General features: G+C 54.8%; 17 protein-coding genes and 1 tRNA gene. 10 read left to right on the top strand and 8 right to left on the bottom strand.

All coding sequences use genetic code 11. The features are described 5' to 3' along the window. The first annotated feature begins 41 nt into the window (after positions 1 to 41). The gene (locus JK202_RS09380; protein ID WP_211560442.1) at positions 42 to 1,145 is read left to right on the top strand and encodes a glycoside hydrolase family 99-like domain-containing protein; all 1,104 of its coding nucleotides are present in this window, start codon (positions 42 to 44) and stop codon (positions 1,143 to 1,145) included. A 9-nt stretch (positions 1,146 to 1,154) separates the two neighbouring features. Beyond that, positions 1,155 to 2,690, top strand: coding sequence for an oligosaccharide flippase family protein (locus tag JK202_RS09385; protein ID WP_211560444.1), 1,536 nt, complete (start codon positions 1,155 to 1,157; stop codon positions 2,688 to 2,690). A gap of 28 nt (positions 2,691 to 2,718) precedes the next feature. On the opposite strand, the gene JK202_RS09390 is transcribed toward JK202_RS09385, so the two are convergent. From JK202_RS09390 to JK202_RS09405, 4 genes are read right to left on the bottom strand one after another with little or no spacing between them, the layout of a single operon-like run. After that, on the bottom strand, positions 2,719 to 3,828 hold the full coding sequence (locus JK202_RS09390; protein ID WP_349291851.1) for a tetratricopeptide repeat protein: 1,110 nt from the start codon (positions 3,826 to 3,828) through the stop codon (positions 2,719 to 2,721). Continuing rightward, on the bottom strand, positions 3,812 to 4,468 hold the full coding sequence (locus JK202_RS09395) for a phosphatase PAP2 family protein (protein ID WP_211560448.1): 657 nt from the start codon (positions 4,466 to 4,468) through the stop codon (positions 3,812 to 3,814). The genes JK202_RS09390 and JK202_RS09395 overlap by 17 nt, the downstream gene beginning before the upstream one ends. Then, positions 4,461 to 5,864 (bottom strand): O-antigen ligase family protein, encoded by a 1,404-nt coding sequence (locus tag JK202_RS09400; protein WP_211560450.1) that lies wholly within the window; start codon positions 5,862 to 5,864, stop codon positions 4,461 to 4,463. The genes JK202_RS09395 and JK202_RS09400 overlap by 8 nt, the downstream gene beginning before the upstream one ends. Before the next feature lies 1 nt (position 5,865). After that, a complete protein-coding gene (locus tag JK202_RS09405) occupies positions 5,866 to 7,014 on the bottom strand; it encodes a glycosyltransferase (protein WP_211560452.1) in 1,149 nt (382 codons plus the stop codon). Here JK202_RS09405 and JK202_RS09410 point away from each other — a divergent pair. Next, positions 7,013 to 7,192 carry a hypothetical protein gene (locus JK202_RS09410; RefSeq protein WP_211560454.1) on the top strand — a complete coding sequence of 60 codons (180 nt, stop codon included), beginning with the start codon at positions 7,013 to 7,015 and terminating at the stop codon, positions 7,190 to 7,192. The genes JK202_RS09405 and JK202_RS09410 overlap by 2 nt on opposite strands. 52 nt (positions 7,193 to 7,244) lie before the next feature. Here the strand turns inward: JK202_RS09410 and JK202_RS09415 are convergent, their stop codons facing one another. Then, positions 7,245 to 7,835, bottom strand: a complete 591-nt coding sequence (locus JK202_RS09415) for a polysaccharide biosynthesis/export family protein (protein WP_249199881.1) — start codon at positions 7,833 to 7,835, stop codon at positions 7,245 to 7,247. A gap of 13 nt (positions 7,836 to 7,848) precedes the next feature. After that, positions 7,849 to 9,189, bottom strand: a complete 1,341-nt coding sequence (locus JK202_RS09420) for an outer membrane beta-barrel protein (RefSeq protein WP_211560456.1) — start codon at positions 9,187 to 9,189, stop codon at positions 7,849 to 7,851. Between the two features lie 298 nt (positions 9,190 to 9,487). Between JK202_RS09420 and JK202_RS16245 the strand changes: the two genes are divergently transcribed. The 7 genes from JK202_RS16245 (at position 9,488) to JK202_RS09455 (ending at position 17,482) form a co-directional block, all read left to right on the top strand. Beyond that, entirely contained in the window at positions 9,488 to 10,831 is a 1,344-nt protein-coding gene (locus JK202_RS16245) for a sugar transferase (RefSeq protein WP_249199883.1), read from the top strand. A gap of 103 nt (positions 10,832 to 10,934) precedes the next feature. Continuing rightward, entirely contained in the window at positions 10,935 to 13,112 is a 2,178-nt protein-coding gene (locus tag JK202_RS09430) for a polysaccharide biosynthesis tyrosine autokinase (RefSeq protein WP_211560458.1), read from the top strand. A 14-nt stretch (positions 13,113 to 13,126) separates the two neighbouring features. Further along, the gene (locus JK202_RS09435) at positions 13,127 to 14,215 is read left to right on the top strand and encodes a glycosyltransferase family 1 protein (protein WP_211560460.1); all 1,089 of its coding nucleotides are present in this window, start codon (positions 13,127 to 13,129) and stop codon (positions 14,213 to 14,215) included. Next, entirely contained in the window at positions 14,209 to 14,607 is a 399-nt protein-coding gene (locus JK202_RS09440) for a hypothetical protein (protein WP_211560462.1), read from the top strand. Before JK202_RS09435 ends, JK202_RS09440 begins: the two co-directional genes overlap by 7 nt. 3 nt (positions 14,608 to 14,610) lie before the next feature. Then, positions 14,611 to 15,597: a glycosyltransferase family 2 protein gene (locus JK202_RS09445; protein WP_249199885.1), complete on the top strand. Its 987-nt coding sequence runs from the start codon at positions 14,611 to 14,613 to the stop codon at positions 15,595 to 15,597. A gap of 1 nt (position 15,598) precedes the next feature. After that, on the top strand, positions 15,599 to 16,474 hold the full coding sequence (locus JK202_RS09450) for a glycosyltransferase family 2 protein (RefSeq protein ID WP_211560464.1): 876 nt from the start codon (positions 15,599 to 15,601) through the stop codon (positions 16,472 to 16,474). A gap of 42 nt (positions 16,475 to 16,516) precedes the next feature. Next, on the top strand, positions 16,517 to 17,482 hold the full coding sequence (locus JK202_RS09455; protein ID WP_211560466.1) for a hypothetical protein: 966 nt from the start codon (positions 16,517 to 16,519) through the stop codon (positions 17,480 to 17,482). A gap of 47 nt (positions 17,483 to 17,529) precedes the next feature. Here JK202_RS09455 and JK202_RS09460 read toward each other — a convergent pair whose 3' ends face one another. Further along, positions 17,530 to 18,981 (bottom strand): phosphomannomutase, encoded by a 1,452-nt coding sequence (locus JK202_RS09460; protein ID WP_211560494.1) that lies wholly within the window; start codon positions 18,979 to 18,981, stop codon positions 17,530 to 17,532. A gap of 477 nt (positions 18,982 to 19,458) precedes the next feature. Beyond that, positions 19,459 to 19,535 (bottom strand) — tRNA-Met (locus tag JK202_RS09465).

The following is a 19,535-nucleotide window of genomic DNA, read 5'->3' on the forward strand; positions in this document are numbered from 1 at the left end:
TCTCCACGTTCCCGCAAAACAGTATTACAGTGAGACCCCTCTTGAGCGCCGAAGTAAGAAACATCGCATTTTATCTGCCGCAATTTCATCGGATTCCGGAAAACGATGAATGGTGGGGTGAGGGCTTTACGGAGTGGACGAACGTCCGCAAAGCGAAGCCTCTCTTCAAGGGGCATGTTCAGCCGATTGTGCCTGGAGAGCTGGGATATTACGATCTGCTGGACGAGCAGGTTTATGCCGCTCAGGCGCAGATGGCCCGGACTCACGGAATCGAGGGATTCTGCTACTGGCATTACTGGTTCGGAAACGGAAAACGTATCCTCGAGAAGCCCTTTAACAAGGTTCTGGAGACGGGGAAGCCTGATTTTCCTTTCTGCCTGTGCTGGGCCAACCAGTCCTGGACAGGTGTGTGGCATGGGGCTCCGGGCCGGGTTCTCATGGAGCAGACCTATAATGGCGATGAGGATATGCGCGCCCATTTTGCATTCCTCACAGAGGCTTTCCGTGATCCGCGCTACATTACCTTTAACGGGCGGCCTGTCTTTCCGATCTATGGTGTGCGTGACCTGCCTGATCCACCGGCTTACATCATGGCGCTGCGGAATCTGGCGGTTGAGCATGGATTCCCGGGGCTGCACATCATCGGCATGGCCAATAGTGGTGCTGACAAACTCCTGACCTGTTGCGACCAGGTCATGCCCTTTGGGCCAGGAGATTATCTGGAGCATCGGCCATTGGGGTTGATCAGCCGCGTCTTGCGTCGTCTCGCCTGCACGTCGCAGGCTGACTGGCTGCCTGATTCCCTGCGAAAAGCAATGAATGCGCCGATTCATCACCCATTCCGGGATGTCGTCGATCAGGCGTTCAAAGACCTTCCTGCGTCTCCGGCTTACATTCCCTGCATCACAACGGGCTGGGACAATACCCCGCGTTCGAAGCGAAGAGGGGTTGTGTTCGAGGGGTACTCTCCTGAGCTGCTGGGCGAATATGTCCGCAAGGCTGTGCTGCGGAACCGGCAGGTCGGCAGTGATAATTTCATTTTCTTCAAAGCCTGGAATGAGTGGGCGGAAGGCAATGTTCTGGAACCCGAAACCCGTTTCGGGTTGAAGCCGCTTGAAGCGGTCGCGGCCGCGCTGAAGGGCTGAACTGACCTCGTGACTGACAGATCCCAGCCAGAAATCCTTATGAATCCGGAACATGAGGCCATAACGGACACAGGTGCAAAAACAGCGCGGGGCGCGGCATTTCTGCTTGGGACCAAGCTTTCAGGCCGCGCTCTGGATTTTATTGCTCTTGTCGTCCTGACGCATCTTCTGCGGCCGGCCGATTTCGGGGTGGTCTCTCTGGCCATGTCCATAATCTATCTGGCAGAGGCCGTTTTTGAGCTTCCTCTGTATCAGGCGCTTGTTGTTCTGGATCTGATAGATAAAGACCATCTTGATACGGCATTTACGCTGAGTTTTCTGCGTGGCTTTGTCATCTGTATCGTCATTCTGGTTATTTCAGTACCGTTCTCGATTTTCTATCACGACTTCCGGCTGCTTCCGCTTCTTGTCGCGCTCAGTCTCGCGCCAGCCTTCCGCGGAATGCAGAGTCCGGGTCTCGCACTTTACGCCAAGCGTCTCGATTTTTCGCGCGAATGTATCATTGAGCTATTGGGGAAAGGCTGCGCGTTGGCCGTTGCCGTTCTTGTCGCTTTTACAACACGCTCATACTGGGCCATCGCGGCGGCAACAATTACCAGCTCTGTTGCGTCCATGGCCGTCTCTTACGTCATATCTGCGTATAGGCCACGTTTCACGCTGTCTCGATGGAATGACTTCCGAAGCTTTCTTGGCTGGAGCAGCGGTGCCCAGATTCTCAGCGCCATTAACTGGCAATATGACCGTCTTATTCTCGGCCGTCTTGTTTCTGCACAGACGCTGGGTGCTTTTTCGATAGCAAGCGATCTTGTTGCCATTCCTTCTCAGGCCATTGCCGTTCCGCTCAGTCGCCCCCTCCTTTCGGCTCTCGTGGCGAGCCGGGACAATCTGGATCGGCTCAGAAATCTCTATCGCCTGTCGAACACCACCATTTTCATGGTCATTCTTCCTATTTTCATTGAAATGTCTTCGCTTTCCAATGAAATCGTTCATACGATTCTGGGACCAAAATGGGAAAAATCGGTAACTTACATTGCCCTTCTTGCCATTCCTCCAATCATTGCAGGACTGGCTGAAGGGATCGGGGCTCTGGTGATGGCTTTTAAGAAAAACCATCTTTATATGCGCCTTAATGCTTTTGAGTTCTGTCTCAAGATCCCCATTATTACGGGCGTCTCATTTTTCTTCGGAGCGATCGGGGCGTGCTGGGCCCGTATCGGGGTGGCATTCATTATGATGATTGTTTGCCTTGCGACGACCAAATCTCTGATCAAGACATCCTATACTGAAATCTTTTTCCAGAACTGGCGTACCGGTCTGGCTGGGATCATATCCTGCCTCGTCATAGAGGGCATGAAATACGATATCCTGCCTTCGACATGGCCAGGGCTTGTGAGGCTGTTCATTCTGGGAGGGGCCGGAATAGGCGCTTATATCATTGCTCTTCTTGCACTCTGGCATCTGACCGGGAAAAAGGCCGACGATATTGAGGCCAAGATCGTCGGAAAATGCCTGTCGAAATTCAGAAAACCACAGCCACAGATCTGAATGTTGGTGTGTGGTCTGTAGCGTTGTTTTACGGCTTGGATTGAGTGGAGCGGGCATCAAGAAACTGACGCAGTTTGATTGCCTGTTCACTTCCACGGTCTGCGGCAAAATCAAGAAGCCGCTTTGCTTCCGCGTGATCGGCCTCGCACCCCATTCCATTGTAGAAGAGTTGGGCGAGCGTTACCGCCGCGCCAACATGTCCGGCTTCGACGGCCCGGCGGTACCATGAATGGGCTTCAAGGAAATTCGGGGCGACGCCATCTCCCTGAAGGTTGATATCGCCGACCAGTGCGATGGCTTCCACCTCGCCGGCCTGAGCGGCTTTTCGCAGCCATGTTTCGGCTTTCGACACATCCCGCTCGACCCCCCTCCCCTGATAATAGGCAACTCCTGTCTTCATCTGGGCTACTGAATGGTTTTGTGTTGCGGCCTTCATGAAATGACTGAAAGCCTGCGCGTCTTTCCCGCCTTCGTATTCCAGAATTGTACCAAGCATCGATTCGGCATCCGGCAGACCACCTTTAGCCGCCTTCTGGATGAACGCTACGGCTCTGCTGCGGTCTTCTGGGGTCTGTGCTTCACTCAGCAGAGCGACCCCATGGCCGTATAATCCCTGGACATGTCCTCCTTCCGCCGCACGCTGGTAAAGTTCGCGGCCTTTTGCGGGGTCGCGAAGAGTTTCCGGCCCCTGCGTCAGGAGATGTGCCGCCAGAACCATGCCGTCAAAATCGCCGCCTTCCACTGCCCGCTCGGCCCAGAACAGGGCCTTTTCAGGGTCAGGTTCTCCCTGTTTTAGGGTCATATCGAAGACTTTGACCTGTTCTCCGTCAGAGGAGCTGAAGCCCATGTGACTCAGCACACCCAGCCTGTGACAGGCTTTGGCATGCTGTTGGGCTGCGGCCTGACGAAACCAGCGGAGTGCCTCGTTTGCGTTCATCGGAACGTCCTGGTCGGCCAGGTACAGTTCTCCCAGCATGAACTGGGCTTCCGCGTTTCCTTCTGTCGCCAGGGTATGAAGCTGTTTTATTCCTCGTCTCGTCTTCCCGTTTTTCAGAAGATTCTGTGCGTGTTTCAGTTTCGCTTCAGAGGTGCCAAATAACGGGACACGAAAATTTTTCATGTTACTTTCCCAAATCATGATGATGTGGTTCCTGGAATGCAGGAGGGGTTACAGGACACCGCATGAGGGGTGCAACAAACTGGTGCGAAAAATACTCGAGCCATGCCTCCGCCGGGGAGCGCAGACCGTGCAGTACCATCGTCAGAACCAGACCGCCGGTTATCAGGAAGATGACGGGCCGGTTCAACCACGCCCTTGCCTCAGGCGCATGTAATTCGTTTTTTCTCGCCAGTGTCAGAAACAGGACGCCCAGCAGACCCACACTCGCACCGACAGCAACTTCCGCGGGGGAGTGCACATGAAGGGCGATCCGTGCACAGCCTGCAAACAGCGCAATCCCAAACGCCAAAGCAAGACATGTGCGCGGGGATCGGCTGAAAAGCACTGCCGCCCCGCCATAGACAAAAGTCGTGCCGGCCGTATGTCCGCTGGGACTGTAGAGGCTTTGTCCCGGAAGACGTCCGCAGGCCTCGAAACAGAGCTTGAGAATCAGGGTTCCGCCGAAGACGAGAAGCACCAGGGCAGAATAGTACAGAAATATCCTGTATCGGCCTTGCAGGATGAGGACCAGACTGATCAGTGCCATCAGGGGCCACAGAATATTCTCGTCCCCGAAATCACTTAGAAAGCCGATCAACATCATGGGGCTGTCAGGCACGCCCCGTTTTTCCCTTTCTGGTCTGAATCCTCACCAGCGATGAGACCAGCACAGCCAGCAGCACATAGAAATCCATTGTTCCCAGAACGGGACCGGAAATAAGCGTCGCTATTGTGCGCCCCAGCAACGCGGTCACTGTGGCCTCGATCATCCATGCATCAAGCGACTGTTCATTTGCTGCTGCTTTGAGAGTACGGAAGATTGTCGTGAAGAGTCGTCCGTTCCAGACGACAAGTGCCAGAATTCCCACCACACCAATGGTGGACAAAAAGCCAGGAAGAAGACTGGAAGAGCGGTTACTGCCCCAGCCGGTGCCAAGGCCATAGGTTTCCAGAGCGAGCTGGTAGGAATCGGTGTCTTTCTGAGTGCGCTCTTCGTAAGACGCGGACTGCTTCTTTTCCTGTGTTTCCAGAAGGACTGCTGCTGCCCCCTTGATGACGTCAGGCGCGAAAGCTGCGAGGGCAAATGTCGTGAAACCCATGCACAGGACACCGGCTCCGATGAACAGCATCAACCGCCGGAACAGCTGCCGTTTTCGACTGACAAGCGCATAGATGACCAGCAGCATCAGGCCGATCAACATGGCGATATAGCCTGTGGTCGAGGTCGTCATCAGCAGGCAAAGCACGCTCATGACCAGCATGAGCCGCGTCAGCCATCCGCCATAGCCCCTCAATGTCGACCAGACCGTCGAGTAGAGGGTCCCGATCAGAAATGTTGCGCAGGCCGCAGGTTCCGTAAACGTGGAGTTGATGCGTGGCACTGGTCCGCTCATCTGCGTATCGAGGACAGCCCAGCCGGGATTGGAATAGAAAAGGGTTTTTGGAAACGGAATGCTTCCGATCAGCCTGTGTGCCATCTCCCAGAACCCGACAACGCAGGCGAGCATCGCCCCTATGAGATAGGCCCGGTAGAGCCGGCTCGGGTCGGCCTCGCGTCTCGTCAGGAATAAGACCGTCATGACGAACATGACGAGGTTGAGCACGAGATAGGCGTCCTGCGTCATGTTGCCGCGTTGCGGGGAAAGCGGCATTCGGACTGCGATCTCATCCAGCTTCTGGGGCCAGACGAGGACTTTTCCTTCAAACAGGCGCGGAAAGATAATGGAGCCGAGGATTGCCCACAAAAAGGCAAGAAACAGCGGCGCACAAAACCTTATCTGGCGCATGGCTCCAGGAAAGGTGATGCCCAGCACGAGCTGAAGCCCCATAAAGGCGATGAACATCATTCCCGGCGCCATGGAGGGCTGCAGGCCCAGGCCGCCCAGCACCAGAACGGCGGCAGCCTGTAAGACTCCGCCAACAAGCGTCAGCTCCAGAAGTCGCTGCGGATCTTTTCTGAAAAAGAAGAGAAGGCTGAGGGGCCAGAAGATCAGCCCCATCGCAGTCAGGCCCATGTCAGACCTTGTCGGCTGCTCGGGAAGGTCCGAATGCCTGCCACTGCTGTTCAACAAACGTCGTGAAGCGCGACCGGAACAGTTCTTCCGAAAACCGGAGCGCATTCTGATGGCAGAGTTCGGGCGTCATGTCCTTTTCATGCTTTTCAAATGACTGCACTGCATCGACGATGCTTTCCACGCTCTGGCTTTCGAACAGAAGACCTGTTGTTCCAGGCTGGACAATATCGCAGGCGCCCCCGCGTCCGTAGGCGATTACGGGCGTTCCCGCTGCCTGGGCTTCGACGAGGGAGATACCAAAATCCTCTTCCCCGGCATAAACGAAGGCCCGGGCATTGCTCAATGTCGTTTGCAATTCTGCGTCGGAGATATGTCCTTTGAGGCTGATATTCGAAGCCCCGGCAGCTTTCTGCCGGACAAGCTCCGCATCGGTTCCGCCACCGATGACGATCAGCTTCCTGTCAGGCATGTGGCGGAACGCTTCGACCACCAGGTCAATCCGCTTGTAGGGTACCAGTCGTGACACAACGACGTAGTAGTCTTCTTTTGTGCCATTGACGGAAAACCGGTCCAGATTGACAGGGGGCGGAATGACATGGGCTTTCCGTCGCCATGTCTTGCGGATCCTGCGGGCAATGTAACCCGAATTCGCCACAAAGGCGTCCACACCAGCCGCAGTCCTCACATCCCAGTTGCGCAGACGATGGAAAAGCCAGCGGATATAGAGGCCACGCAGTCCTTTGTTCAGCCCGCTTTGACGCAGGTAAGTATTCTGGAAATCCCAGGCGTATCGCATTGGTGAATGGACATAGGACACATGGAGTTGATCTGGTCCGGTGATAATACCCTTTGCCACGGCATGGTGACTGGAAATAACAATATCAAACCCGCTGAGGTCAAACTGCTCGACCGCCAGAGGCATCAGGCCGAGGTAATGCCTGAAAAACTTGCGTGCGAATGGAAGTTTTTGAATGAATGACGTTTGAATTTCCCGATTTCCCAGGCGCGCGCGGTCTTTTGGGGAAAGAAAGTTCACGACAGAGAAAATTTTTGCGTCCGGGTAACATTTAATTAATTGCTCGATGACAAGCTCGGAACCAGCCCAGTTTTCCAGCCACTCGTGTACAATCGCAACCTGGATAGATTTCATGTCAATTTTTTCTCATTCTGCGGTTTTAAAAGTTCCGCTGGCAGCAGGGACTTACGATGTCTTTGCAGCGCCGTCGTCAAAAAAGACTTCTACCCCAGTTGCCGGAAGCGGCATCGGTCTGGCAGCAGTGCTCGGCGCCTGCATGTGGATTGCCGGGGGCTACTGGCTTTTTTCCTGATCAGTCGCAAAGACTGGCGGCTTGCTCATCTTCGGAAAAAGGTGACGCACTGTCAGAAATGCCGTTCATAGACCTTGATGACATCTCCGGGCTTAACAAAATTCTGGGGATAGAGAAGGCCGGTGACGGTGCTTCCTCCCTGCTGCCGGATCGTATACGCATAGCGTTCCCATGACCGGTACGTGAATCCTCCTGCCGCTGCGACAGCTGAAAGCAGCGTCATACCCGGCTGGTACGCATACTGACCAGGGTGCTCGACCTCTCCGATGACCGAGATGAGGCGGTAGGCTGTGACCTGCACCGCAATTTTCGCGTCACGAAGAATGGCTTTCTGCCGAAGTGATGCCGTAAGAGACTGTCCAAGCTCGCGGGTCGTCAATCCTGACGCGTGTACGTTTCCCAGAAGTGGCACATCAATATTGCCTGCGCTGTCGATGCGGAAATCAGAAGTCAACTGATCCTGACCATACGTCATCAGACGGACTTCATCATCCGTCCCAAGTCTGTATTGCATCGGATCGTACACAGGGACCGGTGTCAGGCCCCGGCCTGGACTACAGGCGGCCAGGCAACAGCCCGTCACACACAGGAGAGTATATTTTCGCAGGCTCTGTAAAAGGCGCATCCCAAGAAATTCCGTCATGATGAGAACTTTATCATAATTGATATTTCACGCTTATCACAGCCGTATCGATACTGTATCGCCCCGTCCCGACAGCGTTTGCGTTTCTGTAAATATTCGATACCCCCAGAGAGAAGTTCCGGTCCAGCGCCCAGTCAAAGCCGACGCTGAAGTCAGAATTCAGCTGGGATGTCATGACCTGATACAGTGGCGTATGTTCGAAGATGGCTGGCGTCCTGCCCGCTCCGCCTTGCTGAACCTGAGCCCCGGCATGCAGTACGAGGTTGCGGGAGTAGACGTGGCGGATATCGAGTGCAGCGTTCGTATAAACAAAGCCGACCACACTTTCGAAAGCGCTATCGGCAATCCCGCGCGAGACGGTCAGAGAAACCCGTGTAAGATGCGTGGGCGTCCATGTTCCCCTGAGTTCAACGTAGAATGTATTTAGGGTTTTATAGGCCGAAGCTGCGTAGGAACGGCTCTGATATCCCCCCAGCACGCGAACGTTGAACGGGCCAGGAATTTGGTAATCGTATCCTGCCAGAGCAGAAAAACCGTTGGAATTTCTGGAAGGCAGGTTGAAACGGTTGCTCGAATACCGGATCTCGACACCTTGGGCGATCATGAGAAGATCGCTGCCTTCGGCCAGGGAATAGCGCAGCCCGACCCCTTCGGAGAACAGGAGTCGATTGCGGTAAGACTGCTGCAGGTAGGCATCGCTTCCACCCAGATCTGCGAACTGAAAGCGTTTCAAATCAAAATTCGGAATTATCGAAAGCTTTCCGTGCGTCTCGATCCGGTCGTCCAGAGCCAGATCCTGCACAAAATAGGGAACGGGCCGGTTTGCGGCCAGTGCGCCCAGATCAAATGGCATCTGGGTCATTTTCTCATGGCTCAGATGATACTCGAGCCGATCATGGCCCAGCCTCTCATCTCCCGACAGAAATGCCGACCAGTTGGTCTGATCCTGTAATTGGCGCTCGGGATAGTAGAGCTGGTTGACGGACGCCCCTACCCTGACCTGTCGCCGGCTCTGTGTGAGTAATCCTTCCAGATCGGCCTTGGTCTGGCTGACGGCGCTGGGAACACCACCCATGATCTGGTCGGCGTTGTTGGTGTACCCCCATCCTTCGGAAGCTTCCCCATTCACAGCCCAGGGACCGAACCTGAGACCCTGGGCTCCGTATCGGTGATCTGTGTCCGACTGAAACGCATCCACGGTTGCGCTGCTTTCAGGGCTGCCCAGAGCTGAAAGGTTCTGTGTGACGACCTGCGCATACGCCGCTTTCCCCAGAAACAGCGGCGACTGGAGAGCCCCACCAATTCCCAGAGCGAACAATACGCTCAGACCAGATTTTTCCCGAGACAAGAACATAAGGAAATTTCTTATCAGAAAAACAGTTGTCCAGAAATCCTTCCTATAGGATCAGTTCGGAAGTATATATCCGCTGAAGCTATAACGTTTTATTAACTCCTGCCGATATAGACGCGCGCCAGTTTTCATGTAGATAGAACTCGTCGTCAGCGACAAGAATTATTATTGTTGTATATCGTCTGGAAAGTGGCCGTGAGTAACACTGCTATCGCCTGCGATCATGCGTGTCATTCACGGAGAACAGATGAGATTATCCCCCTCCTTTAACCAGGATGCTTTCAAAACACCTGCAGATACGATGATGGTTTCTGCGGCTGGTGGTGTGCGGTCCCGGTTTGTTATGGAGTTTTCCCGTCGGGTCCCTCTCGTCTTTTTCGTAAGTGATGTCGCGGCTATATTTCTGTCGGCCGTGTCCGGAAGCTGGATTGCTTCATCCGTCCACAACCTGTCAGCCGGCGCGCCGCTGTTTCTTGATGCAAACCTGAATGCATCCCGTGCAGCAGGCCATCTTATGCCGATCTGTATCGGCGTTCTGCTCTACATGTTTGTCAGCGGCGAATATCGTAACAGATACCCGTTCTGGAGCGAGTTCGGACGTCTGATCGCAGCGTCGTTCTGTGCATTACTGGCATCGGGCTTCTGGGCATTTGCGTTCCAGATTTCCGATCTGCGGATGGCGCTCCTGCTGCCCTGGGTCATTTTTCCGTTTTGCAGTGAACTGTTGCGGCAGGTCTGCCGTCATGGACTGCATGCAATCCACCTATGGCAAATTCCCACGGTGCTGGTTGGAGACGAGGCCGAAACGGATCAGGCAAAACGCATCCTGAATAGTGAATCTCTCCCCAGCCATGAAATCACGAAATGCCTCAGTCCGGCGGATGCGATTAACCTCCTTGCGGTCTCCGAAGAAACGAATTTCTCCCGCTGGTTCCAGTTCCTGTTATGCCTTGACCCGACCGACACATGTTCTCGGGACCTCATCGAACGACTGACCCGCAAGCGTATTCCTTTCGCCCTGATTCCGCAGGTCTCAGGAATGCCTACTCATGGTCTGACGCAGTCATCCTATTTCAGTCATGACACTATTATTCTGTCGTACCGCAGCAATCTGGAAGAGCCGGTTCAGCGCTTTTTCAAATTCACGTTCGACTTTGTAATAGCTCTGGTTCTGCTTGCGCTCGTTTTCCCTGTTTACGTCATCCTCTATGTGCTCATCGCTCTGGATGGGGGGCAGCCAATCTATGGTCATCGCCGGATCGGTCAGAACGGGCAGACATTCAATTGCCTGAAATTTCGCACAATGGCGAAAAACTCCGATGAGATCCTGAAGCATCTTCTTGCTACCGATAGTGGGGCCGCCGCAGAATGGCAGAAGACACAGAAGCTCCGGAATGACCCTCGGATCACCCGTATTGGGCATCTGCTTCGGAAAACCAGTCTGGACGAGCTGCCCCAGCTTCTCAACGTGCTTCGAGGGGACATGAGCCTGGTGGGGCCGCGTCCGATTGTGCAGGCGGAAGTCCATCATTATGGTGAGAACTTCGAGTACTATCAGGCTATCCGTCCGGGAATTACCGGCCTGTGGCAAGTTAGTGGCAGAAGCGACACGGGTTATGCTGAACGTGTTCAGCTTGATCGATAGTATGTTCGTAACTGGACTCTGTGGCACGACGTTGCCATTCTAGCGAAAACCCTTCCGGCAGTTTTCTTCAGACGTGGTGCTCGGTAAGCGGAAATTAATATTTATGAGTCAGATTTCTGCTGCAATGAACCTGAATGCCCCGCATCCGATTGAGATAACGCCTGCCCACGAGCAGGAATTCGCTGGTTTCAGCCAGCTGTTTTCAAGCCTCAAAAGGCACAGGCTTCTGATGTGCTCTGTTGCAGGAGGCACGTTCCTTCTGGGTGCAGCCGCTATTGCGAGCCTGAAACCCTACTATCAGTCCGTTGCCGAAGTCGCAGTGGGCGCACGCGGCATGATTTCGCCGTCACAGCTCAGCCCCTATGCTGATCACGCGCTGGATCTGGTCGCGCTCAATACCCAGCTCCGCATCATCAAGAGCCCAGCAATTGCGCTGATGGTGACGCAAAGACTGCATCTTGCGGGCACCCCGGAATACGAGCAGGCACTCCGTCCCTCGCTTGTGTCAAAACTCAAGATGCGTCTTGGTCTCCAGAAGGCCCCGGCTCCGCTGACGCAGGAAGAGCATGAAGAGCTGGTTTCCGACCTGCTCATGCAGAAGGTGGTCATCAGCAATGACGGGCGTTCGGCGATCCTCGGGATTGCTGCACGGTCTGCCACGCCCGATCTGGCGCCGGCCATCGCCAATGCCTACGTCCGGGCGTATCTCGACTTCGAACAGCAGGCCAAGATTCAGGCGGCCCGCAATGCAAGCGTTCTTCTTGAGGAGCAGATTGCCCCACTGCGCGAAAGAGCGATCCAGGCGGAGCAGGCCGTTTCCCTCTACAGGCAGGAACATAATCTGCACCTGCTTGGAGACGATACGGGCAATGATCCGGATCGTAAGGGGCGTGTTGCGCTACCCGCGACAACAAACGACGTGCGTCTCGTGCAGATGAACCGTGAACTTGGCGAAGCGGAAGCTGATCTTGCGCGAAAGCAGGCGATGTACAGTCAGGCTGAATCTGACAGAAACATCGACACCATTACGGCAATCACGGGCTCGCCGCTGATCCAGAGTCTTCGTCTTCAGCAGGCGCGGGTCAATGCACGTATCTCGACGCTGGCCGCTACAGCTCTCGATCAGAACCCGGAACTGATCGCTGCCCGTGCCGAAGCAGCGCGAATTGATGCTCAGATTGGCATTGAAGGCCAAAAACTTCTGCAGAGCCTCCGTTACGAGGCTGAAGCTGCCCAACAGCGGGTCAACGCTCTGAAAGAGCGTACAAACACCCTGCAGGCAAATGCGACGGAAGAAGAGCACGCTGACATCCGCCTGCGACAGCTTGTCGGCGAAGCGACAGCCGCGCAGACCCTGTATCGGGATTACCTGTCGCGCGTTGGTCAGATTTCAGCCGAGACGGCCATACAGCAGGCGGAAGCACGTCTCATCACGCCAGCTGACCAGCCCCTTGGACCTGCGGGGCCGCCCAAAAAACAGTATGGCGTACTGCTACTGCTGATTTCTCTGGGACTTGGAGCCGGTGCCGCCCTGCTGAAAGACCGTTCCCGTAGCACGCTGCGGACCCTGAGCGAGCTTGAGCAGCAGACCCGTCTGTTCGGACTTGGCGCTCTTCCGCGTTTCGAAGGCCCCCTGCGGCAGCAACTGGGTTTGAGTAACTCCCTCTACGGACGGATGCTCAATTCCATGCGGGCCATCCTGACCTTCGGCAATCCTTCCATCCGCACGAAAACCACAGTCATTACCTCGGCTATGGGCAGTGAAGGCAAAACCACACTTGCCATTTCGCTTGCCAGCAGTGTGGGTGCGCTGGGCAAACGCGCTCTTCTGATCGATTGCGATGCCCATCGTCCAAGTGTTCTTCTGTCACTCGGGCTGCAGGAAACTGCTGATGGTTTTATCCGCGAGGCGTTGCCGGGCATGGATATTTTCGTGGCCAGTCAGAGCAGCGAACGCGGTGTGATGAATTTTGAAGCCCTGGCGCAGTTTATGGAGACGCATCGGGATGATTATGATCAGATCATCATCGATACCCCGCCAGTTCTGAGCTTTCCTGAGGCGGGTGTTCTGGCTTCTTTCGCTGAAGGCGTGATCCTTGCCGTCAAGTGGCATCATACGTCTGCGAGTGCCGTTCTTGAGGCACAGAAAATCCTGCGTACCCATCACGCAAACTGTCTGGGTGCCGTTCTGACGTTTGTCGATATCGAGAATCTGCACCCTGAAGAGAGTGTCCGGATTGGCGAATATGCCTACTATCGCAAGCTTGTCTCTGCACCATAATGGCTGCTTCTTCCATGCCCCGGATTTCTCTGAACGGACGTTTTTCCGTTCAGTCCCTCAGTGGAGTCCAGCGTTTCGCAACGGAGATTACCCGCGCACTTTCGGGAATCTGGCCAGTTGACCTGCCACGCCCCGAACTGCTGACGCCGCGGGTTGCTTCTTCTGCGTCGACACCTGTCGATATGGGGTTTCCGGTCCGTCCCTGTGGTCATTTTCAAGGCCAGTTGTGGGAGCAGATTGATCTCCCGAGAGCCGCGGGGCATGGCTTGCTCGTGAATCTGGGGAATACCGGGCCCCTTCTCCTGCCAGCGCGAAACAGCCGTCAGATCGTCGTCATCCATGATGCCGGTGTCTTTTCTACGCCCCAGTCCTACTCCCGGCAGTTCCGTGCCTACTACAAAACGCTGCACCGGTTGCTGGCTTCAGGCAGGACCCGGATTGTCACGGTATCGAACTTCGCCCGCAGTGACATTGCCAGTCATCTGCGGATTGATCCGGCCAGGATCAGTGTCATCACCGAGGGGGCGGAACACGCCACGCGTCTCCCGGCAGACAGGACCATTCTTGAGCGCAATGGCCTGGAAGCAGGGAAATATGTGCTGGCTGTTGGCAATATGGCTCCCCACAAGGATTTCGCGGCACTTGATCATCTGGCGTCGACGCTCCCGCAGCGCGGGGTAAAACTGGTCATCAGCGGCGGAATGAACAAGCGGGTTTTTGAGAGTGACATACCGGATCTGCAGCACGCCACGTATGTCGGTCGTGTGACGGATGAGGAACTTCACGCCCTTTACAGAGACGCAGCCTGCTTTGTTTTCCCTTCCATTTATGAAGGGTTTGGTCTCCCGCCGATCGAGGCCATGGAAGCGGGGTGCCCCGTCGTCGCGCGTGATATTCCTGTGTTGCATGAAGTTTGTGGTCAGGCTGCTCTTTACGGTTCCAAGCCGGCCGATCTGACGGCCCGGGTTCTGGAAATTCTTGATAATCCCAGCGTTGCCAAAATACTTCGTCATGCGGGCGAGGAGCGGGTGCGCCAATATCGCTGGTCAATCGCGGCGGGGAAACTTCTGAATGTCATGCGAGAGGAATTCTCCGCATGCTGAAGATCGTCCGCATCCTGCACATGCTGGTTATGCTGTTCACAGCCAGTAGCATCATGCCGGTTAGTGCGCAGGAACCCGGCGTCGATGAGGACACGGCTTCAGCGCCTTCGCCTGTGACGACGCAGTTATGGTGTATGATCACGGATGCAGCATCGAACCGTCTGTTCGTTTCTGATCCGGCTCCGACAGGGACACTCAGTCACATGGCGTTGTGGACTGCGAGCAGCCGTTTCGTGACGGTCGTGAACAGTCGCTACAATCTGACGATCCGCAACAGCGATCATGCCTGTGCAGTTTATCGGGATAAGACACATGCCACGACGGCCAGAGATACCGCGATATCCCTGGCTCAACACCATGGCGAACACATCGTTACTATCGGTCTGGATTAGGCCATGACACCTGAAACTGTCTCATTACTTCCGAAGAAATCTGTTGATCCGCTCATACAGGGCGGTGAAACGGGCTTGCTGTCAGCCGGCCCCAGGGTCATCGTTGGCATCGCGACTACGGGTCGTCCTGCAATTCTGGCCGAACTTGTGGATCAGCTGGCCAAACAGTCGATCCAGCCTTACAGACTCATTATCAGCTATGCCAAACCGGGCGATATTGCTGCGATACCCCAGGCGCTTTGGGGCAGTATGCCCGTTGAATTCGTCACCGGCCATATGGGCGCTGCCGTCCAGCGTAATGTTATCCTTGATCGTGTGAAGGATGAGGACATCATCCTCTTTCTGGATGACGATTTCTTTCCGCATCCCACATATATTTCCAGAATCATCGAGGCTTTTCGTGATCATCCGGATGTTCTGGGGGCCACCGGACATCTTCTGGCCGATGGTGCCAAGGGGCCCGGTCTGGAAATCGAAGAGGCCAACCGGCTGAACGCAAGCGCCGAAACAACATTTCGGCCTCAGGTTGAAGACGCCTTCAATACTTATGGCTGCAACATGGCGTTTCGCTGCAATGCCATAAAGCGTCTGGGCACCCGCTTCGATGAAAACCTGCCTCTTTACTCCTGGTATGAGGACATGGATTTTTCCCGTTCTCTCCTGCCGCATGGCAGGATTGTCAGGGTCAATGGCGCCCGGGGCGTGCACCTTGGCAACAAGACCGGTAAAAATTCAGGCGTCCGCCTCGGTTATTCCCAGATCATCAATAGCATCTATCTTGCCGGGAAGGGGACTTACCCCTGGTCACATGCGCTGAAAAGTGCGGGAAGACATTTGCTCATCAATGCCGTCAAATCCTTCAAACCAGAACCTTACATTGACCGCAGGGGACGTCTGCGGGGAAATCTGATCGGCGTAGGCGATCTCGTCCGAAACCGCATCACTCCTGAACGTGCCGCCACACTCACCATTTCAAAAGTAACATCCTGACATGCGTTTTTCACTTGTTGTTCCTACTCTCAACCGGCAGGTCGAAGTCGAAGCCTTCATGCAAGGTCTCGACCGCCAGACTTTCCGTGACTTCGAGGTCATCCTCGTTGATCAGAGCGGAACAGACCTCTTTGACGACATTGTTGCACGATATGGCCGCAAATGGCCCGTGAAGCATATCCGTTCTGACGTCCGCAAGCCCCGGCATGCGTGTAATCTGGGTGCCCGTGAGGCCGTGGGGAAACTTATTGCTTTCCCTGATGATGATTGCATTTATGAACCGGACACTCTCGAACGTGTGGATGCCTATTTCCAGAAGACGGATGATCAGGGTTTCATAACCGGCGCTGTACTGAACCTGGATGGCGCACCAACCGCAATGGGGCGATGGCTGAAACAAAGTCAGCCGCTTGACCGTCACAGCATCTGGACAGGCCTGATCGAGTTCAATTTCTTCATGCCTCGTGACCTGTTCGAGCAGGTCGGCGGTTTTGATGAAAATCTGGGCCCTTGTACGCCATTCGGTTCCTGCGAGGGGCCAGATCTTGCACTACGCCTGATGTCCGCCGGGGCACATGGATATCATGATCGCAGCCTGCTGGTCCGTCACATGGACAAGTCTGCCACGATCAATGGTGCCCGCGCCTATGATTACGGGACCGGGATGGGATATGTCCTGCGTAAAAACCACGCTTCCATGCGAACGGTTCTGACATTCTTTATCCGCCCGCTGGGAGGAACATTCCTCAACCTTCTGCGACGGAAATCTGATCAGGCGACATATTTTTTCAGGACGCTTCAGGGACGGCTGGCAGGATATTTTTCCACAGAAGCCCGCCGGATTGCACGGCACACGCCAAGAGAAAATATTTCCTGATCATCCCGGGTCCTTTCCCGGAGCAACTGTAGAGGCAGGTTTATGACAGGATATTTTCTCAAAGTTTTCGCTGTTTCGAATGCGATCCCGGCCGTATTCCTCATTTTTGCCTCACATGCCGATGCAGCAGATCCTGCCCGAATGATTGCAGCCTGTCCGGCATGGCCTGTTCATTGCGAAATTGATCTTAAGGGACAGGTCTACAAGATACCGCATACCCTGCATCTCAATCCGCTCACGATGAGGCTGACCAACGGCGTACTGGACGCCTCGGGCCTGCCGGATGGTGAGCCTGCAATTCTTGTGTCGTCAGATGGTGCGGGGCAGCCTGAAAGTTACGATACCGCGGCAAGCAGCATCGACCACATCGTTCTGACAGGGCAGCCCAAAGCGGATGGGATCGTTCTCGATAACAGGAATGATGATAATATCCGCACGGCCGCCATGACGCTGGAAAATGTTTCGATTTCCGGATTCCGCCGCGGATTGACTTTTGGCAGTCATGCCTATGTTTTTGGTCTTTCTCACGTCCAGATCCACAATAACGCGACGGGTCTGTATACGACCCCTAATGCAGTGGATGCGGGAGAGCGCATTACACTGGAAGATGTCAACGTTTTTAATAATACCCTGGGCGTCGATGACGAAGCCGGCATGGAACTGGACTGGCTCGGGTCGCGTCTGGATTACAACGCGATGACTGCAATCATCTCAGGTCTGTGGAGTTTCGACGGACATATTGAAATCGCTCCCCCGCACACGCCTCCGATCCGGCTTCATGCCCTGGTCGGTCAGCCTGCGGGTGCACTTTTCATGACAGCCGGGTCCTTTGTGATCGTCAGTCAGTCCGATGGAAAGGCAAGCAGCGACTACTGGGTCCAGAGCGACAGCCCGTATAGTGCGATCCAGTTTCCGGCCCACACATATGGCGTTCGCGGAAAGATCGCTGTCATGGACGGCCCCGCTCCCGTTTACGGGCCTGCCTTGCCAGCATTCAACCCGAACTGACACTGTGTGAAGTCCCTGCCTTAGAGGCAGGGACTTATACGGCGCTGCTATGCCATCCAGCGGCCGACTGCCGCCATACCCAGCTTCAGAAGTTCTTCGGCCCGCTGAGGGGTGGGAGCTTCAACATATACCCGCAGTTCCGGGGCATTTCCTGACGGGCGCAGGTGGATGATGTCGCCCTTATGGAACGTGATGCGGATACCGTCCGTTTCATCGACATTCGCAACGGGACCGCAGGCTGCGACGAAACCGAGCTTCTCACTGACACCTGCAACGTCCTCACGCAACATAGCCAAGCGCTCTTCACTCTGCTTTCTCGAAATGTCTTGCAAACGATCGCTCTGTGTAAAACGCGGCGGGAGTGTTTCAAGAAGTTCCGCCACACCGCCCCGCCCCTCCCGAACAGAGGTCAGAACACAGAGCATTGGCAAGACCGCGTCCCGGGTTGGCAGGGCAGCGAGAAATTTTCCCTGACGGCTGATATCACTGGCCAGCAGGAAGCCACCATTGGCTTCGTAACCGACAGACGGAACGTTTCCCGCCTTAACGGCGTCCATCATTCCCGTCACGACGTATGGTGAGCCGATCCGGGTACGACATACGGAAGGAACAATTCCCGAAGCTTCGAGGGCTGTATTGCTGCTGACGGGTGTCGTCACTGAAGCGGCACCGAGGCTCTGTGCCGCGAGGATTCCAAGAACGTCTCCCCGAAGCCAGCGTCCATGCTGATCTGTGAGGAGAGGACGGTCTGAGTCCCCGTCTGTTGTCAGGATAGCGTCATATTCACCATTCTGCGCCCAGTCCCGTGCGAGAATGACGTCTTCCGGACGCACTGCCTCTGTATCCACGGAAACGAACACATCCGAACGTGCCAGAGGGACAGCCTTTCCTCCCAATGCCTCGATAACAGACACCAGCACGTCCCGTCCTACGGCTGAATGCTGATAAACCCCAAGCGTCTTACCAGAGAGCGCCTTAGGACCGAAAAACTCCACGTAGCGTGCAATGTATTCCGGCAGAACGTTTGTGAGGGAAGGAAGCGTGATATCGGCCGTCAGAGCACCTTGGTCATCGAACCATCCGTGCGGGAGGCTGACGTCCTGTTCGCGCATACCGGTTTCGTCGCTTTTGAGAAATTCTCCCTTTGCCCGGTTAAACTTGATACCGTTTCGATCGCTGGGGATATGACTTCCTGTCACCATAAGTGACGGAATATCCTGCGAAAATGCATACAAGCTTAACGCGGGTGTAGGAACCAGACCGCAATTGACTGGGTTGCCCTTCATCCACACGATAGCGGCGGCACATGCCCGTAGAATACGAGGGGTGCTCGGACGCAGGTCCCCGGCAATAGCTACGGGTTTTCCGGGGCTGAATTCTCCGACTGCCTCTAAATATTTCAGATAGCCGACAGTATAAGCAAAGCAGACAGCATCCGTCATGGACATCACAAGCCCTCTTGCACCGCTTGTCCCGAACGCCACTCCTGATTGCACCATCCAGTCAGAAATCTTCATGTATCTTCAGCCTCATGTCGTCAGGAAAATAGTTAATGCATATATCTTCGCAAACATACATCTGCGTTATTGGACCTGATAGGGGCGGCCGGGAAAATCATGGGGAAATGTTTTCCCGCATGCGCAGAACTGTTTTTACGGCGGTGAGAGAATGCTTGTTGAGTGGATGCAGATCGTGAGTTGCTTTGGAAGGGATATATGGATCAGGTTTCTAGTAAAAAAATAGTTGAGGACGCATAATTATTCTATTCTTTCTTCTATATTGATAAATTCATGGATTTACCAAGTGTTCGGCACCCTCTGCTGCAATCGATCCAGAATTACCGATCTGCTCATGCATGGACATCTGTCCGATACCATTACGATCCTGTTTGAACACGGACCAAACGACAAAAGCCCTGAACGCAAAAAACGCCTTGAGCGGTGAAGCTGAGGCGTTGGATGAGATTTCGTTAAAGATGGTTGCGGGGGCAGGATTTGAACCTGCGGCCTTCAGGTTATGAGCCTGACGAGCTACCGGGCTGCTCCACCCCGCG

It is taken from the genome of Gluconobacter sp. Dm-62 (assembly GCF_018256155.1).
Taxonomy (GTDB): Bacteria; Pseudomonadota; Alphaproteobacteria; order Acetobacterales; family Acetobacteraceae; genus Gluconobacter.